This window comes from Roseovarius sp. EC-HK134 (genome assembly GCF_902498815.1).
Classification (GTDB): Bacteria; Pseudomonadota; Alphaproteobacteria; order Rhodobacterales; family Rhodobacteraceae; genus Roseovarius; species Roseovarius mucosus_A.
This window is the reverse complement of the sequence record NZ_LR701544.1, coordinates 131,260-147,810: the sequence shown is the minus strand read 5'-3', so window position 1 is coordinate 147,810 and position 16,551 is coordinate 131,260. Positions and strand designations below refer to the sequence as shown.

At 63.1% G+C, this 16,551-nt stretch carries 14 protein-coding genes and 1 pseudogene; 8 read left to right on the top strand and 7 right to left on the bottom strand.

Annotation, left to right across the window (positions count from 1 at the left end):
- Positions 1-174: 174 nt before the first annotated feature.
- From GC127_RS04755 to GC127_RS04730, 6 genes are all read left to right on the top strand, one after another.
- Positions 175-1,329, top strand: coding sequence for a Gfo/Idh/MocA family protein (locus GC127_RS04755; protein WP_151976784.1), 1,155 nt, complete (start codon positions 175-177; stop codon positions 1,327-1,329).
- Positions 1,320-2,219: an NAD(P)-dependent oxidoreductase gene (locus tag GC127_RS04750; protein WP_151976783.1), complete on the top strand. Its 900-nt coding sequence runs from the start codon at positions 1,320-1,322 to the stop codon at positions 2,217-2,219. Before GC127_RS04755 ends, GC127_RS04750 begins: the two co-directional genes overlap by 10 nt.
- Positions 2,216-3,463, top strand: coding sequence for a glycosyltransferase (locus tag GC127_RS04745; protein WP_151976781.1), 1,248 nt, complete (start codon positions 2,216-2,218; stop codon positions 3,461-3,463). Before GC127_RS04750 ends, GC127_RS04745 begins: the two co-directional genes overlap by 4 nt.
- Complete coding sequence (locus tag GC127_RS04740) at positions 3,460-4,419, top strand: glycosyltransferase family 2 protein (RefSeq protein ID WP_151976779.1); 960 nt, start codon at positions 3,460-3,462, stop codon at positions 4,417-4,419. The genes GC127_RS04745 and GC127_RS04740 overlap by 4 nt, the downstream gene beginning before the upstream one ends.
- Positions 4,420-4,430: 11 nt before the next feature.
- Positions 4,431-6,536, top strand: a complete 2,106-nt coding sequence (locus tag GC127_RS04735; protein ID WP_151976777.1) for an NAD-dependent epimerase/dehydratase family protein — start codon at positions 4,431-4,433, stop codon at positions 6,534-6,536.
- 166 nt (positions 6,537-6,702) lie between these two features.
- Positions 6,703-7,767, top strand: coding sequence for a CpsD/CapB family tyrosine-protein kinase (locus GC127_RS04730; RefSeq protein WP_151992554.1), 1,065 nt, complete (start codon positions 6,703-6,705; stop codon positions 7,765-7,767).
- Positions 7,768-7,789: 22 nt separating this feature from the next.
- Here GC127_RS04730 and GC127_RS04725 read toward each other — a convergent pair whose 3' ends face one another.
- The 6 genes from GC127_RS04725 to hutG form a co-directional block, all read right to left on the bottom strand.
- Positions 7,790-8,710 (bottom strand): tyrosine recombinase XerC, encoded by a 921-nt coding sequence (locus tag GC127_RS04725; RefSeq protein ID WP_151976775.1) that lies wholly within the window; start codon positions 8,708-8,710, stop codon positions 7,790-7,792.
- On the bottom strand, positions 8,707-9,414 hold the full coding sequence (locus tag GC127_RS04720; RefSeq protein WP_081507566.1) for a DUF484 family protein: 708 nt from the start codon (positions 9,412-9,414) through the stop codon (positions 8,707-8,709). Before GC127_RS04720 ends, GC127_RS04725 begins: the two co-directional genes overlap by 4 nt.
- Positions 9,415-9,490: 76 nt before the next feature.
- Entirely contained in the window at positions 9,491-10,162 is a 672-nt protein-coding gene (locus GC127_RS04715) for a class I SAM-dependent methyltransferase (RefSeq protein WP_151976774.1), read from the bottom strand.
- The gene (locus tag GC127_RS04710; protein ID WP_151976772.1) at positions 10,159-12,192 is read right to left on the bottom strand and encodes a TRAP transporter permease; all 2,034 of its coding nucleotides are present in this window, start codon (positions 12,190-12,192) and stop codon (positions 10,159-10,161) included. The genes GC127_RS04715 and GC127_RS04710 overlap by 4 nt, the downstream gene beginning before the upstream one ends.
- Positions 12,193-12,276: 84 nt before the next feature.
- Positions 12,277-13,290 (bottom strand): TAXI family TRAP transporter solute-binding subunit, encoded by a 1,014-nt coding sequence (locus GC127_RS04705; RefSeq protein WP_151976770.1) that lies wholly within the window; start codon positions 13,288-13,290, stop codon positions 12,277-12,279.
- Positions 13,291-13,418: 128 nt separating this feature from the next.
- The gene (hutG, locus tag GC127_RS04700) at positions 13,419-14,231 is read right to left on the bottom strand and encodes an N-formylglutamate deformylase (protein WP_151976769.1); all 813 of its coding nucleotides are present in this window, start codon (positions 14,229-14,231) and stop codon (positions 13,419-13,421) included.
- Between the two features lie 256 nt (positions 14,232-14,487).
- On the opposite strand from hutG, the gene GC127_RS04695 reads away from it, so the two are divergent.
- Positions 14,488-15,525, top strand: a complete 1,038-nt coding sequence (locus tag GC127_RS04695) for a hypothetical protein (RefSeq protein WP_008279360.1) — start codon at positions 14,488-14,490, stop codon at positions 15,523-15,525.
- 38 nt (positions 15,526-15,563) lie between these two features.
- Here GC127_RS04695 and uraD read toward each other — a convergent pair.
- Positions 15,564-16,070: pseudogene (gene uraD, locus GC127_RS04690) on the bottom strand (2-oxo-4-hydroxy-4-carboxy-5-ureidoimidazoline decarboxylase); the annotation flags it as partial.
- A 112-nt stretch (positions 16,071-16,182) separates the two neighbouring features.
- On the opposite strand from uraD, the gene uraH reads away from it, so the two are divergent.
- Positions 16,183-16,527 carry a hydroxyisourate hydrolase gene (uraH, locus tag GC127_RS04685; protein ID WP_151976765.1) on the top strand — a complete coding sequence of 115 codons (345 nt, stop codon included), beginning with the start codon at positions 16,183-16,185 and terminating at the stop codon, positions 16,525-16,527.
- The last annotated feature ends 24 nt before the right edge of the window (positions 16,528-16,551 follow it).

Genomic DNA, 16,551 nt, shown 5'->3' with positions numbered 1-16,551 from the left:
ATATGAACCGCAGGTCTTGGTGACACTAGGGCGAAATTGCGCGGCTTTCGCGGCGCTGCGGAGGGCGACTGTGCCCGCGCTGCATCACGGGCTCGCAAAGGCTTGAAACTGTAGGGAAATGGTCAGATTCTCGCCATGATCCTGTGATTAACCGAAGGCCGAGATACAGGGGCAATGATGCAGGCACAGGGCAAAGGGAACAGCAGCCGAGAGGCAAAGCTGGGGCGTGTGGCGCTGGTGGGGTGCGGATTCGTTGCCGATCTCTATATGCGCTCGCTCGCGGCCCATCCCGAGATTGCCGTGGTCGCCGCCCATGACCATGACGAAGCCCGTATCGCGACGTTTGCAGCGCATTGGGGCGTTGCGCGTGCGCCAACGCTTGAGAGCCTCTTGGCGCGGCTTAGCCCCGGCGATGTCGTGCTGAACCTCACCAACCCTTCGGCGCATTTTGCCGTGAGCCGCACCTGTCTGGAGGCGGGCCATCACGTCTGGTGCGAAAAGCCGCTGACACTGGAATTGGCGCAGGCCCGCGCGCTGCATGATCTGGCGGAGGCGCGCGGCCTCATGCTGGCTTCTGCGCCCTCGTCCGTGCTGGGCGAGGCAGCGCAGGTGCTGATTGGAGCCGTGCGGCGCGGTGTGGCGGGCACGCCCCGACTGATCTATGCCGAGATGGATGATGGCTTTATCCCGCAAGCCCCCTACGCCAAATGGCAGAGCGAAAGTGGCGCGGCGTGGCCCTATGCCGATGAATTCGCAGTTGGCTGCACGCTGGAGCATGCAGGCTATGTGCTCAGCTGGCTGATCGCGATGTTCGGCAGTGTGACGCGGGTCGTGTCTGCCTCTGCCGAGGTGATCCCTGACAAACCCGGCGCGAGCGGTGCGCCTGATGTTTCGGTGGCCACGCTTTTCTTTGAAAATGGCCCGGTGACACGGCTGACCTGCTCAATTGTGGGCAGTCATGATCACCGTTTACGTATCTTTGGCGACAAGGGTGTGCTTCAGGTGCGTGAGGTCTGGGACAATGCTGCGGCAGTGCGGTTTTACCGGCGGTTCACCTTGCGGCGCAGGCTGATCGAGCATCCTATCGGGCGGCGCATCCGCGCGCGTGGGCCGTCGCATCCCAAGGTGGGGCGGTGGGGGGCGGCGTCGATGAATTTCGCCCTCGGCCCCGCAGAGATGCTAAGGGCACTGGCCGAGCGGCGGGCCTGTCGGCTGACGAATGCCATGGCGCTGCATCTGACCGAGGTGACGCTGGCGCTTCAGGGTCCAAGCGGTGTGGTCGAGATCGAAAGCCGCTGCGCCCCGATGGAGGTTGCCTCATGGGTCTGAATCTGATCGTGACGGGGGCAGGCGGATTTTTGGGCCGCGCGGTTATGGCCGAGGCGCGTGCGCGCGGGCATGCGGTGCGCGGCCTAACGCGCGCCGATGTCGATCTGGCGACGGATGATCTGGGCGGGTTTTTCGAGGACGTTGATTGCGTGATTCATCTGGCCGGGGCGCTCTCGGGCGATTGGGCGGTGCAAACCAGTGACACGCTGAACGCCACACGCCGCCTCATTGCGGCGATGCAGGCACAGCCCCTGCCGCCGCGTCTGGTGCTGTCGAGTTCGATCGCAGTCTATAGCGCCGATGCAATGGGCGTTGTCACCGAGGCGACGCCTCTGGAAGACCACCCTGAGCAGCGTGATGCCTATGCCCGTGCCAAGCTGGCGCAAGAGGCGATGTTGCGCGAGAGTAGTCTGCGGCACACCATCTTGCGCCCCGGTGCGATCCTTGGACCGGGGCGGGTGATGAATGCCCATTTGGGGCCGGGTATCGGCAGCGCCTTGATCCTGATGGAGCAGGGCGGTGAGGTGCCGGTTGTCTCTTTGGCCGATTGTGCCCGCGCCTTTGCATTGGCTGCAGAGGCACCGGGCGAGGGGCGCGCGCTCAATATTCTGGGCGCGGACCTGCCGACGCGGGCGCGGTATGTGGCCGCCCTGCGGCGCACGGGCTGGCCGCGCCATGTGGTGCCGCTCAACTGGCGGCTTATTCTGCCTTTGGCGTGGTTGCTTTCGCCTTTGGGTGCGCGGCTGCCGGGGCTCTTGCGCCCCGCCGTGCTGCGTGCGCGCATGCGGCCGCTCCGCTATGATATCGCAGCGGCAGAACTGGCGCTTGGTTGGGTGCCGCAGGATGATTTCGACACCGCGTTTCTGCGCGCAACAAAGGCCGCCACATGAGCTTGCGCATCGCCTATCTGACCGGCGAATATCCCCGCGCCACCGATACCTTTATTCAGCGCGAAGTGGCGGCCCTGCGCGCCCGAGGCTTGACTGTCGAGACATGCTCGATCCGGCGCACGGGGCCAGAGCATCACACCGGACCCGAGCAGAAGACCGAGGCCGTGGGAACATTTCATGTCCTCGAATCCGCCCTTTCGCCCCGGCATCTGATCGCGGCGCATCTGGCGGCGTGGCGCAAGCCGGGGGCATGGCTGCGCGCGCTGCGTTTGGCATGGCGCACCAGCCCCGGCGGGATCAAAGCCACGCTTTACCAGTTCATCTATCTTGCCGAAGCCGCCGTTCTGGCGGAGCATCTGCGCGCCCGTGGGCTGACGCATCTGCACAATCATATCGCCAAATCCAGCTGCACCGTGGCGATGCTCATGTCGGAAATGTCGGGTATTCCTTATAGTTTCACGCTGCACGGGCCGGATATTTTCTATGAGCCCTATCGCTGGCGGCTGGATGAAAAGATTGCGCGCGCGCGTTTCGTCGCCTGTATCAGTCATTTCGCCCGCTCTCAGGCCATGGCGTTTTCCGATCCGGAGCATTGGGGCAAGCTGCATATCGTCCATTGCGGTGTTGATCCGGCGCGGTATGAGCGCCCCGCTATGCCTGAACCGGCGCAGCTTTTGTTTGTGGGGCGGCTGGCGGGGGTCAAGGGCGTTCCGATGCTGCTGGACGCGGTGCGTGATCTGAGCGCCGATCATCCCGCGCTGCATCTGACGTTGGTGGGGGATGGGCCAGAGCGCAGCAAACTAGAGCGGCGCGCCCGCGAAATGGGCCTTACATCGCGGATCACGTTTGCGGGCTATCGGTCACAGGCCGAGGTGGCGGATCTGCTGCAAACGGCGACGGCCTTGATCCTGCCCAGCTTTGCCGAAGGCGTGCCAGTCGTGTTGATGGAGGCGATGGCGGCGCGGGTGCCGGTCGTGACAACCCGCATTGCAGGCGTGCCAGAGCTGGTCGAGGATGGGGTGAGCGGTCTTTTGGTGCCGCCGGGTGATGCTCATGCCCTGCGCATGGCGATTGGGCGACTTCTCTATGATGCCCATCTGTGCCGCGATATGGGCGTGGCTGGGCGCGCACGGGTGCAAGCCGAATTCGCCTCGGACATCGAGGCGGCATGGCTGGCTGCTCTCTTTGAGGGGTATGCAGTGGGCGTGCCCCCCAAACACCTCAGACCGGAGGGGCAAGAATGAGAATCGCCGTTGTCCTGATTGGCCGCAATGAAGGCGCGCGATTGGAGGCGAGCCTTGCGTCGCTCAGCGGGCAGGGGCTGCGGTTGGTCTATGTCGACAGCGGCTCAACCGATGGCAGCGTGGCGGCGGCACGCGCGGCGGGGGCTGAGGTGGTCGAATTGGATACAATGACGCCCTTTACCGCGGCGCGGGCACGCAACGCGGGCTTTGCCGCACTGTCCACAGACCTGCCCGACGCGGTGCAATTCATCGACGGCGATTGCATCGTGGTGCCGGGCTGGATCGACCGGGCTGCGGCGGCGCTGATGGCGGATGACAGCATCGGCCTTGTCACCGGGTGGCGGTCGGAAATCTACCCTGAGGCCTCGGTCTACAATGCGCTGTGCGATCACGAATGGCACCGGCCTGCGGGTGAGATCACAGCCTGCGGCGGCGATATGTTGCTGCGGGTCTCAGCCTTTCAAGGTGTTGGCGGCTTTGACGGCACAATCATCGCTTCTGAGGATGAAGAATTCTGCCAACGTCTGCGCAAGGCGGGTTGGCGGCTGATCCGCTTGGCCGAACCGATGACCCGGCACGATGCTGCGATGCGGACGTTTGGCCAATGGTGGCAGCGGGCAGTGCGCTCGGGCCATGGCTTTGCTCAGGTGGGAGAATTGCACCCCGGCTACTTTGCGCGGGAACGCACGCGGGTCTGGGTTTATGGGCTGGCCCTGCCTTTGCTGGCGGTGGCAGGGCTTTTCTGGTTTCCATTGCTGGTCGGCGTTTTGTCGGCCTATGCGATGTCCTATGCCAAGACGGTGCAGGGGCTGCGCACCTCGGGGATGGACACGCGAAGCGCGCTGCATCAGGCGATTTTCCTCAGCCTGTCCAAATTTCCAAATCTGATCGGCATGCTGACCTACAAGCTGCGCAAATGGCGCGGCGCAACGATGCAAATTATCGAGTATAAGTAAGGAAACCTGTGATGAGTAAAGCAATCAACGTAGGTCTCATTGGCGCGGGCTATATCGCGGGCTGGCATGCCGAGGCGCTCAAGCTGACGCCGGGTGCGCGGCTGGCGGCGGTTTGTGATCTGTCGACCTCCGCCGCCGAGGCCTTGGCTGCTGCGCATGGGGCGCGGGCCTTTGCCGCGCTCGATGACATGATTGCAAGCGGCGCGGTCGAGGCGGTGCATATCCTTACGCCTCCCGATAGCCATGCGGTGCTGGCACGCAAATGTCTGACGGCGGGGCTGCATGTGCTGGTGGAAAAGCCGGTGGCCCTCTCGGGCGAAGAGACCGCCGGGATTGCCAGTGTTGCACGGGCGGCAAACCGCCATTTTGCCGCCGGGCACAATTTCCTTGGGCTGCCCGGCTATCAACGCCTCAAGGCGCAGATCGGGCGCGGCGACTTGGGTCGTATTTCCAGCGCCGAGATCACCTGGGCCTTGCCATTGGCCCCTTTGCGCTCTGGCCCTTATGGTCTCTGGCTCTTGCGCGAACCTCGTAATCTGTTGTTAGAGCTTGGGCCGCATCTCTTTGCCTTTGCGCATGACCTTTTTGGTTCAGTCACAGTTTCCGGGGTCTATCTGGGCAAGCCTGTGACCCTACCGGGGGCCGGCATACGACCGCAAAGCTGGCGGATCACGGCAGAGGCGGGCGGCGTTGATATCGCCTTTAACCTGCAATTGGTTGAGAGCGTTGATGATCGTTCTGTCACGCTACGTGGGTCTTCGGGTCTTGCGCGGTTGGATTACGCCGCCGATGTGCTGACTGTAACCCATGAGAACACCGCTGATCTGGTGCTCAACCCGTTCTTGCGCCAGATGGGCGCTGCTTGGGGCCACCTGCGCGAAGGTGTGGGCAATGCTGCGCGCCAGATCGGATCGCTCAATCGCAAATCACCCTATGCGCTTGGGTTTGTTGGCACGTTTGAGGCGTTTTACACTGCCATTCGCGAGGGTAAGCCGCTTGATCCGCGGTTTGATGGCATGGCCGCAGAGGGTGTCATGCGTGCGATTGATGCGGCTCTTGCGGTGATGCCCAATCAGGGCCGCGAGATATGGGCACCGCCCAAGGCGCAGCGCAATCCAAAGCCCACGGCGTTGGTGATCGGTGGCACGGGATTTCTGGGTCGTGACCTGACGCGCGCCTTGGTGGCGCGCGGGCAGGATGTGCGGGTGCTGTCGCGCGGTTCGCATGGCCCGTTTGACGATCTTCCCGAGACTGTCGAGACCTGCGCGGTGTCTTTGCGCGATGAGGCAGGGCTGTGCCGCGCGATGGAGGGGATCAACGTCGTTTACAACCTCGCCCGCGCGCTTGGCACCACGTGGGAGGACTGTCTGGAAAATGACGTTGCCGTATCGGACCGTATTGCGCGCGCAGCACTGGCTGCGGGGGTCACGCGGTTCGTCTATACCGGCACGATTGCCTCTTATGACATGTCCAACCCGCAGACGGTCATCACCGAATCGACGCCCTTCGCGCAGGATATGACCGACCGCAATCTCTACGCCCGCTCCAAAGCGGAATGCGAGCGGCGGCTTTTGGAGATGCAGCGTGATCACGGCCTGCCACTGACCATCGCACGACCGGGTATTGTGGTGGGGCATGGCGGTCCGTTGCAACATTGGGGCATTGGGCGTTGGCATGGGGCCGGTGCTGTGCGGCTTTGGGGGACGGGGGATAACCCCCTGCCTTTCGTTCTGATCGGCGACGTTTCCGACGCGCTGATCCGCATGGGCGAAAGTGTGGCCGCGCCGGGGCAGTCCTTTAACCTCGTCGGCGATGTTCCCCTGACAGCGCGCACATACTTTAATGCCATCCATATGCGGTTGGGTGCGGGAATTCGCGTGAGTTCGGGCAATCTGACGGCGATGTGGGCGGCGGATGCGGTCAAATCGGCGCTCAAGACCTATGCCCTGCGCCGCCCTGGTGTGATCCGGGCCTCGTTGCGCGACTGGCAATCGCGGGCGCATTACGCGCAGTTCGACAACGCTAAGCCCAAGGCGCTGTTGGGCTGGAAACCGGTGTCGAACCGCGAAGAATTCTTGCAAGAGGCCGTGGACCGTGCCGGGCTGATTGGGTTCTGAACAAGGAGATGGGGCATATAATCCTGCGGTTTTGGTCGCATTGTTGCCGGAATCTCTGGGCATACCCGTTCCAACGGGCAGGAGACCTTGCAATGGCAGGACAGGCCATCCTTAGCAGATACACAGGCGCGCGCCTTGGCGCGGGGCTGTGCCGTGGGATGTGGTCATGAGCCTGACGCGACATGAAGAATATATGCGCCGCCGCGCTGCGCGCCGGGCCGCGCTAGAGGCTGAGGCAGAAGAGAACGCGGCGCATTTCCCTGAAATGCCAGTGGCGGAGCCGACAGAAGAAGAGGCACCGCTTGCCCTAAGCCCCGAATCGCTGAACATTCCTGAGCCTGAGCCTGAGCCTGAGCCTGAGCCTGAGCCTGAGCCTGAGCCTGAGCCTGAGCCTGAGCCTGAGCCTGAGCCTGAGCCTGAGCCTGAGCCTGAGCCTGAGCCTGAGCCTGAGCCTGAGCCGGTTGCTTTGGCCGCTTTGGAGACCCCGGCAGACTCGCGCCCCGCAGCCTTGCTTTGGCCTGCGTTGCGCCGTGTCGTGCTTGATCCCAAACATCTGGCCAAGCACCGGCTCATTTCCGCCACGCGTGAGGATCCTGCGCATGTGGCCTTTGACGTGCTGCGCACCAAACTCTTGGCGGCGCTGCGCGCCCATGGTTGGCACCGGGTGGCGATCACGTCGCCCACGCCCGATTGCGGCAAATCCTTTGTTGCGGCCAATCTCGCGATCAGCCTGTCGCGGCAATCAAGTGTGCGCACCGTTCTGATGGATATGGATTTGCGGCGCCCCTCGCTGGCCCAAACCCTGGGCCAGCCCGATCCCGGTCGCATGGCCGGGTTTCTTAGCGGGGATATCCCGTTGCAACGCTTTCTGACCTGTCCTGAGGATAACCTGCTCAATATCGGTCAAACCCTCGCCATGGGTCTTAATGACCGGGCAGAGCCCTATGCCGCCGAAATTCTGCATGCGCCGGAAACCGGTGAGGTGTTGCAGGATATGTATCACCACCTTGCCCCGGATGTGGTGATTTTCGACATGCCGCCCGCACTCTATTACGACGATGTATTGGGGTTCCGCCCGCAATTTGACGGGGTGCTGATCGTGGTTGGCGGCGGTCGCACGACCGCGCAGCATATCCGCGATGTGAAGGCGCGGTTTGGTTCGGATACGCCGCTCTTGGGCGTGGTTATGAACCGGGCCGAGGGTGAGAGCATCGCGAAATACGGGTATTGATCGGGGCCAAGTGATGCCGGCGCTACCCGCCCCCCTGCGGATGAGCGCGGGCGTAGACCTCCATCAGTCGGGCGGTGTCAACGCCCGTATAGGCCTGTGTGGTCGAGAGCGAGGCATGCCCCAAAAGTTCCTGAATGGCACGTAGGTCGCCACCCGCATTCAAAAGATGCGTTGCAAAGCTGTGGCGCATGGCGTGGGGCGTGGCGGTGGCGGGCAGGCCAAGCTGCGCGCGGGCCTGTTCCATAACCTTCTGGATCAGGCGCGGGCTGAGCGCACCGCCGCGAGCGCCCAAGAAAAGTGGGCCATTGCGAGGGATGTCATAGGGGCAGAGGCGGGCATACTGTGCCACCGCCGCGCGGGCAGGCTCAATCACCGGCACCAGCCGTTCCTTGCCGCCTTTGCCAATGATGCGCAAAACCTGCCCCAGCGGCAGGTCTGCGCCGGTTAAGCTCAGCGCTTCGGATATCCGCAACCCGCAGCCATAGAGCAGGGTCACGACCGCCTGATCCCGTGCGGCGATCCATGGCGTGAGGCTCTGCGCGTCGAGCGTATTGATCATGTCCGATGCCGCTTCGGGCGAAAGGGGGCGGGGTAATTTGCGCTGGAATTTCGGCGAACGTGTTGCGAGAACGGCGGTTGGTTCAAACCCTTCGCGCTCGGACAGCCAGCGATAGAAACTCTTGACCGCCGAGAGTTTCCGCGCGAGCGAGCGAGGCCCGACATCGCCGCCACGGGTATGGGCCATCCAGGCCCGCATGTCAGAGGTGGTGATGCGAGAGAGCGCGCCCAAGCCCTGTGTTTCGCCATTGTGCAGTGTCATGAAGCGCAGGAAGTCGCCAACATCGCGCGCATAGGCATCAATTGTATTGGCGGCGGCCCCCTTGAGCGCCTTTTGCGTGGCCAGCCATGTCGACAGCGCGTCGCGGGCGGCCTCTGAGATCATGACAGCCAGCGGCGCATGGTGCGCTCGAAAACTCCCGCGAAAAAGGCCAACAAATCCGTGCCCTGTTGCGGGCTGAACTGATGCGGGTCTTCGGCCCCCATGGCGAGCATGCCGGGCAGACGGTCTGCACCGAAATCGAGCAATAGGCACGCCTCGGAGCGCAGATAGGGTGCCTCGCGGCCATAGACGCGCATGTCACCCTCCTCAATCTGGCGCAGGGTCACCTGACGCGCGGGCACATCGCGACTGCCGATGAGATAGGATCTGATAAAGCCGGGTTCAGCGACCGACAAAACATCGCCGAGACGGCGCACCGCGGGATCGCTGTCATTTTGCACGGATTCGAGCACGAGGCGCACGGCGTCCACCCGCAGGATATGCGCCACTTCGCCGCCAAGATCCCGTAGGAAGGTTTCAAATTCGACAGGGTCAAGCATGCGCAAGATGGCGCGATGCACCTGATTGGTGCCCGCTAGGTTTTCATACGCCGCCGCGATCACCGAGCGATGCGTGTCTTCAAGCCGGTCAAGCCGCGCTTCGAGCCTATCCATCGCAATGCCGCGCAGGTCCACGATATTGCCGCCCATCGCCCGCTCGTTGGCGGCGATCAGGGCACGCATCAGATCTTGATCCTCGAGGATCAGATCTGGTTGCGCGATGATATGTTCGCGCAGGGCATCATTCATTTCGGGCTTGCTGCTCATTCCGACCTCTTTCGGGTTTGCAGCACCTTAACAGATGCAAAAATAATATGCCGCAAGAAAATGCAGCGGCGGCAAGTCAACGGATCGGCCGCGCGGTATAGAGCACCTGACCGCGCGGTAGGCGCAGGGGGCTGCGCGCCGCCTGCCAGCCGGTGACATGGGCCATATGGTCCACATCCTCGGGCAGGATGTGATAGGGCGGGCGGGTGTCATGGGTCACAACGCCGTCCGGTTGACGATAAGCTGTGGCGGCATGCGTGGCGTCCGGGGCAAGGAAGACGGTAAAGAAAAACGCCTCGAGCCGGTCAAAGCGGCGCAGATTGGTCAGCGCGCGCCGCAGATGCGCCATGGGCAGATGCGGGAACACCGCAAACGCTATGGCATGGGTGATGCACCCCGGCACGCCGGGAAAGTCGAACCGGGTATCTTCGATCAGGTGACCGGGGCTGAGGCGTGCGGGGTCTGTCAGCTCTGCCGCATGCCCTGCGAGCATAAGGGCGCGCGAGGCATCCGTGGCCCAGTAATGCCCCGGCTCGAGATAGGGCACCGCCTTGCATCCCAGCCGCAATGATCCCGCGCCGATGTCCAGCAGGTGATGATGCGGCAAGAGGCCTGCATCGCGAAGAAGGGCCATCTGCACTCGTCCGGTTTCCTCCCACCGTCCGCCCACCACGTCACGATGCCGCCCGGCGGCAATCGCCTCGGCGTGAAAGCCGTCCACGTCATAGGGGTTTTGCGGGGCTTTCATTCGGGCAATGCCGCGCTGAGGCGCGCTTTGCGCCATTGCAAGACGAGGATGGGTGACCAGAGCAAGAGGCCAATTGCCATGGTCGTAAGCCCCGGCGCGATGAAGAAAAGCGAGGTCAGCCCCACGGCCCAACGTTCCCATCCGCGCATCGGGGCAAGCAGATAACCGGAAAAGGCTGCTCCGAGCCCGCCAATCCCCAGAATCGCGCCTATCAAGGTGATGGAAAAGGCGGACCATGTGAACCCATCCGTCACCAGCAAGAGAGCGGGTGAATAGACAAACACGAAAGGCACCAGCGCCTTGGCGATGCCAAGACGAAACGCGGTGTTGCCAGTGCGAAACGGATTGGCCCCGGCGATGCCTGCCGCCGCATAGGCCGCAAGCGCCACAGGGGGTGTGATGTCGGCCAGAACGCCGTAGTAGAAGACAAAGAAATGCGCCACCAGTGGCTCGACCTGCAACTGCGCGAGGGCAGGCGCTGCGACCGCCACAAGGATGATATATGTGGCTGTCGTTGGAATGCCTGCGCCCATGATGATGCAGGATACCGCGATCAGGATGAGCGAAACAAAGAGCGCCCATTGTTGCAGGCTGAAGTAACTGAGCAACCACATTTCGCTGAGCATTGCGCCCATGTCGGTTGCGGTTTGCACCACCACATAGCCCAGACGAAAGCCGACGCCGGTGAGGGTTACAACGCCGACGACCACGCCCACCGTGGCGGCGGCGGCCCCCACAGCCAGCGTGTTGCGCGCGCCGTCCGCCAAGGCCTGCCACAGGTCGCGCAGCGTCAACCGATTGACCGGGTTGAGAATGCCCACCACGACACAGGCGATGATACCATAGACAGCGGCGAAATCCGGCGATTTGCCGCTGAGGATCAGGTAGACAAGGATGCCAAGCGGGATGATCGACAGCCAGTGCTGGCGCAGCACCAAACCCGCCTTGGGCAGTTCATCGGCGCGCAATCCGCGCAGGCCCAGCTTGCGCGCCTCAAGATGCACCATGATGAAGATGCCGAAATAGTGCAGCATGGCCGGGAAAAGGGCCGCCGCCAGAATGTCACGCAGCGGGATTTCCAGATATTCCACCATGATAAAGGCTGCTGCGCCCAAAATCGGTGGGGTGATCTGGCCGCCGGTCGACGAAGTGGCCTCGACCGCGCCTGCAAAATGGGCGGGATAGCCCACGCGCTTCATCGCCGGGATGGTGAGCGCTCCGGTGGTCACGGTATTGGCGATGGACGAGCCCGAGATGGTCCCCATGAAGGCCGAGGAAAAGATCGCCACCTTTGCCGGGCCACCGGCGTAACGGCCAGCGATGACCATCGCGAGGTCGATGAACAACTGGCCAAGGCCGATGCGCGTGGCCAGCACGCCAAAGAGGATGAAGAGGAACACATATTGCGCCATCACACCGATGGCGATGCCGTAGATGCCTTGGTTGGTCATGTAGAGGTGATTGATCAACCCTTCCCAACTGGCCCCGCCATGTTTGAGCGCGCCGGGGGCGTAGGGGCCGAAAATGGCGAAGGCCACAAACACAAGTGCGATGATCGGCAGGGTCGGACCGACTGAGCGGCGCGTAGCCTCGAGCGTCAGCACAAAAAGGGCCGTGCCCATCAGCACATCCAGCTCTGAAGGGTTGCCAACCCGGACCGAGAGCGCGGCAGGGGGCAAGAGAGGCAGGTACATCGCCGCCGCCACCGCCATGATTGCAAAAACCAGATCGAGAAGCGGCACGCCGGAAATCCGATACCATGTTGACGCGGGCAAGGCTGTGCTGGTGCTGCGCCGCCATGAAAAGAGCAGGAAGACGAGGCCCAACACGAAGGACAGGTGAATGCCCCGGTGCAGCACTTCGCGCACAAGGCCAAAGCCCGAGGCGTAAAAATGATAGGCCGACATCGCCACAAGGCTGACCGAGACCAGAATGGCAATGCCGCGCCCGGTGGGGCGAAACGCCAGTTCGGGATCGTATTTGCGTTCGATCTCGTGCAGCTCTTCGGCGGTGAGGTCGGGATCGGCCATAGGGTCTGTCCTGCTGTGGGGGGCGAAAAGGAAATCCCGGCCACCGGGGTGCGGCGGCCGGGATTTGGGGTCAGGCGCGGCGGATCACTTGATCAGCCCGGCCTCTTTGTAAAAGCGTTCGGCCCCGTCGTGTAGAGGAACGCCCACGCCGCTGATCGCGGTGTCGAGGGTAATCGTTGTGCCCTTGGCATGGCCCACATCGAGAAGGATGCGCGAGTTTTCATTCCAGAGCGCCTTGGTGATTTCATAAATCAGGTCGGGGTCTTCATCGGCAGAGGTGAACCACTGTGCCCCGACCGAGACGGTTTCCGTGGCGCCGACCCCTTCATAGACCCCTTCGGGAATCGCGCTTTGCGAGAAGAAGTTATATTTGGCGGTCAATTCTGCCGCGCCCTCGCCTGCGATGGGCACCAATTTGATATCGGCGGCAGAGGCCAGTTCCACCAAAGAGCCTGCCGGATAGCCTGCGACAACAAAGAAGGCGTCGATCTTGCCGTTGCGCAGCGCTTCGGAGGCGGCATCGCCCTTGAGCGCCTCGGCGGTCACGTCGTCAATCGAGAGGCCATTGGCCTCAAGGATAAGACCCGCATCAACATAGGTGCCCGATCCCGGCTCGTCGAGCGAGACACGCTTGCCCGCGAGATCCTTGACGCTCTCGATGCCGCTGTTGGCGAGGGAAACGAGGTGGATATGCTCGTCAAAAAGCGCTGCGATGGTGCGCAGTTTCTCGGCGGGGGGCTGGCCCGCCATCGTGCCGGTGCCGGTATAGGCCCAATAGGCTACATCCGACTGGGCAAAGCCGGAGTTGCGCAGGCCGGACATGATTGCGTTGACGTTGTCCACCGATCCGCGTGACGACACGGCAGAGGCGATGAGGCCCTCGACACCGCAGCTTCCGCCTTCTTCGCAGGGGCGCGACCCGGGCGGTTTGGAGATGGCATTGGCGAGGACGCCGCCCACCGGGTAATAGGTATAGGCGGTGCCGCCGGTCCCGATGGTAAAGAATTTGAGGTCCTGTGCGAGCGCGCCCGTGGCCATTCCGACCGCAAGCGCCGCCCCGACGATGAGGCCGCGTGCGCCCCTGACAAGCTGTTGCATCTGTTTCTCCCTGATTTGGCAGGGCGCAGTCCTGCGTGTTCCCCGCATTGTAGCCAGCATTCACAAGGAATACTGCGATCAGGCTATGCAAACCGCCCTGCCAAGGCAAGGCTGTTACCGGCAAGGGCTTAGGCGTGCGAAGCGCTCAGATCGAGCGTTGCAATCTCGCGCAGCATCGGGGCCAGCACAGCGCGTAAATCCGTAGCGCGGTCTGGGGCATAGTCCCACGGGGCCGCTTCGTGCATATATGTGGCTTGCGCCAGTTCCATCTGTATGGCGTGCAGCCCGTCCTTGGGGCGGCCATAGTGACGCGTGGTCCAGCCGCCGCGAAAACGTCCGTTGGTGACGGTGGTGTAGCGGGATGCTGCATGGCAATGGCGCTCTGTCAGGGCGGCAAGTGCTGGGGCGCAGGTGGCCCCGTCGTTGGTCCCGATGTTGAAATCGGGTAACCGCCCGTCAAAGAGAAACGGGATTTCCGAGCGGATCGAGTGACAATCATAGAGGATGGCAAAGCCGTGCCGTCTCTGTACCCGGTCAAGTTCAGCGCTGAGTGCCGCATGATAGGGGCCATGGAATTGGGCAAGCCGCTCTGCGGTATCGGCCTCGGTCGGGGGGGTGGACCAGAGGGGCGCACCGTCAAAATCGGTCAAAGGGACTAGGCTCGTGGTGTTTTGTCCGGGATAAAGGCTTGCCCCAGACGGATCGCGATTGGCGTCGATGACATAGCGGTGAAAGCGCGCGGCGACCACGCTCGCCTCTGGCACGAGACCATCATAGAGCCGGTCGATATGCCAATCCGTATCGCTGAGTGCGCGCCCGGTGTCGTTGAGCCGCGCTGCAATATCCGCTGGCAGGTCGGTGCCCGCATGGGGCATGGCCAGCACAAGGGGGCTTTCGCCCGAATGCACCGAGACAACGCTGTCGGTGGCGGAGGCTGGCACGTGCGTCTTTCCTTTCAAAGGGGCTTAGCGGCAATATGCTTGTACATAATAATTGAGTCAAGGTGGGGGCCCATGGCAACCGTGCGGGGATTGTCGCACGGTTTGTTGCCGTCCAACGCCCGTTGCGGGCGCAGATAGGCGCAATCATCCCGACTGGCGCGCGAAATCCGGCGTCATGGCGTCGCACTCTTGCGATTGCCCGCCTCTGCCCCGGCGTGCTAGCGTGCTGGAAATAAAGGCAGGCAGCCCCCGGAACATGAAAAAGACGGCACTGACCAGATATCAGAGGCTTGAGGCGGCGGGCCTTTGGCGGGCCAATCCGGACGCGCAGCGGGTGGATGTGATCGTCTCTGTTGGCGAGGCGACACTGACAATTACCGACATGCGCGAGCGGGTTCAGGCGCATTGGTCGATCGCGGCGGTGGCGCGCGCCAATCCGGGGCAATACCCGGCCATCTATAACCCCGATGGTGATCCCGGCGAGACGCTGGAACTGGCCGAGGACGAGGCCGACATGATCGCTGCCATCGAGACATTGCGCGGCGCTGTGGCGCGGCAACGACCCAAACCGGGGCGGCTCAGGCTGGTTGGCATGCTGGCAAGTGTGGCGGCGGTTGCGGCGCTGGTGCTTTTTTGGCTGCCGGGGGCCGCGCGGCAGCACGCGCTAGAGGTGGTGCCGATGGTCAAGCGGGCCGAGATCGGCCGCGCGCTGCTGGGGCATCTGCAACGGGTGACCGGGCCGGTCTGCGAGGGGCCGGGCGGTGCCGCGGCCCTTGCGCAGCTGGCGCGCCGCCTCCCGTCACGCGCGGGAGGCGCGGCAGAGTTTCTGGTGGTGCGCGGCGGTATCGAAGGGGCCTTGCGCCTGCCGGGCGGGGCGGTGCTGATCAATACCGATCTGGTTGAGGATCATAACGAGCCCGATGTTTTGGCGGGGCACATCATCGCCGCCTATCTACGCGCAGAGGCGCATGACCCCCTGTCCAAGCTGTTGGAAGAGGGGGGGCTGTCGGCGACGCTGCGACTATTGGCAACCGGGCTCTTGCCCGACGATGTGTTGCGCGCCCATGCCGAACGCCTGATGCGCGATGCGCCCGAGGCGGTGGCCCCTGATGCAATGCTGGCAGGGTTTGCCCAGTGGCAGGTGCGCGCACGCCCTTATGCCTATGCGGAGGACATCACCGGGGAAACGACGGTCACGTTGATCGAGGCAGACCCCTTTGCCGGCACCGCGCCGCCGCCGCCCTTGCTCAGCGATGCCGATTGGCTGCGTTTGCAGGAGATTTGCGGCGGCTGATCCTAGTCTTCACGTGTCAGGCGCGGATGCGGCCTGCGTCACGGCAGCATGTCTTGCAGCCGCCAAAAGGCAATACGCTCCACCTGACGACAGGCCTCGGCCTGTTCCGTGGCGCTGTCTTGATCGACGCGGCGGGCAAAAGCATCTCTGATCCCCGCCTTGTCATGGTCGCGCACGGCGATGATGAAAGGAAAGCCATGGCGCGCGATATAGGCGGCATTGAGGCGCTCGAACGCGGCGCGCTCGGCATCGGTCAGCGCATCGAGCCCTGCGCTGGCCTGCTCACGGCTCGAGGCAGCAGTAAGCCGCCGTGCCTGTGCCAGCTTGCCCGCAAGGTCGGGATGCGCGCGCAGCACAGTTAACCGCTCCACCTCTGTTGCGTCGCGAAAGACACGGCACAAGGCATCATGCAGGCCCAAAGCGCTATCATGGCGGGGGGATATTCCCAGATCATAGGCGCGCTCGGCTATCCACGGCGAATGCTCGAACACGCCGCCAAATTGGGCAACGAAGCGGTCACGGTCCATTTGCGAGGGGCGGTCTTGGGTCACGGGCATTCCTTCGACATGGGCTTGCGGCATTTCTGGGGTTGATCTTGGGGCCGTTCCGTAAGGAGATACAGACATCGTTCGTCATGTCACGCAAGGAGCCCCCGAAATGTCAGGCTATTTGACGACACATGTGCTGGATACCGCGCGCGGCTGCCCGGCGCCGGGGCTTTTGATCTGCTTGAGCCGGATCACGGATAGCGGGCCGGTGCTGCTCTGTGAAAGGCGCACCAATGCGGACGGTCGAACCGATGGACCTATTCTGACCGAGGCCGACTTTGCCGCCGGACCCTATGAATTGCTGTTTCATGCAGGCGAGTATCTGCGTCTCATGGGCGTAGAGAGTGGCTTTCTCGATCTGATCCCAATCCGGTTCAGTATGACGCAAGCGGTGCATTATCATGTGCCCCTGCTGCTCTCGCCCTATGGCTACACGACCTATCGCGGCAGTTGAGGGGGCTGCATTGGCCCTTGCCCT

Bases quoted from the DNA above. Each gene is read 5' to 3' on its own strand.
- GC127_RS04755 (WP_151976784.1), top strand. From the start codon at position 175: ATGATGCAGGCACAGGGCAAAGGGAACAGCAGCCGAGAGGCAAAGCTG.
- GC127_RS04750 (WP_151976783.1), top strand. From the start codon at position 1,320: ATGGGTCTGAATCTGATCGTGACGGGGGCAGGCGGATTTTTGGGCCGC.
- GC127_RS04745 (WP_151976781.1), top strand. From the start codon at position 2,216: ATGAGCTTGCGCATCGCCTATCTGACCGGCGAATATCCCCGCGCCACC.
- GC127_RS04740 (WP_151976779.1), top strand. From the start codon at position 3,460: ATGAGAATCGCCGTTGTCCTGATTGGCCGCAATGAAGGCGCGCGATTG.
- GC127_RS04735 (WP_151976777.1), top strand. From the start codon at position 4,431: ATGAGTAAAGCAATCAACGTAGGTCTCATTGGCGCGGGCTATATCGCG.
- GC127_RS04730 (WP_151992554.1), top strand. From the start codon at position 6,703: ATGAGCCTGACGCGACATGAAGAATATATGCGCCGCCGCGCTGCGCGC.
- GC127_RS04725 (WP_151976775.1), bottom strand. From the start codon at position 8,710: ATGATCTCAGAGGCCGCCCGCGACGCGCTGTCGACATGGCTGGCCACG.
- GC127_RS04720 (WP_081507566.1), bottom strand. From the start codon at position 9,414: ATGAGCAGCAAGCCCGAAATGAATGATGCCCTGCGCGAACATATCATC.
- GC127_RS04715 (WP_151976774.1), bottom strand. From the start codon at position 10,162: ATGAAAGCCCCGCAAAACCCCTATGACGTGGACGGCTTTCACGCCGAG.
- GC127_RS04710 (WP_151976772.1), bottom strand. From the start codon at position 12,192: ATGGCCGATCCCGACCTCACCGCCGAAGAGCTGCACGAGATCGAACGC.
- GC127_RS04705 (WP_151976770.1), bottom strand. From the start codon at position 13,290: ATGCAACAGCTTGTCAGGGGCGCACGCGGCCTCATCGTCGGGGCGGCG.
- GC127_RS04695 (WP_008279360.1), top strand. From the start codon at position 14,488: ATGAAAAAGACGGCACTGACCAGATATCAGAGGCTTGAGGCGGCGGGC.
- uraH (WP_151976765.1), top strand. From the start codon at position 16,183: ATGTCAGGCTATTTGACGACACATGTGCTGGATACCGCGCGCGGCTGC.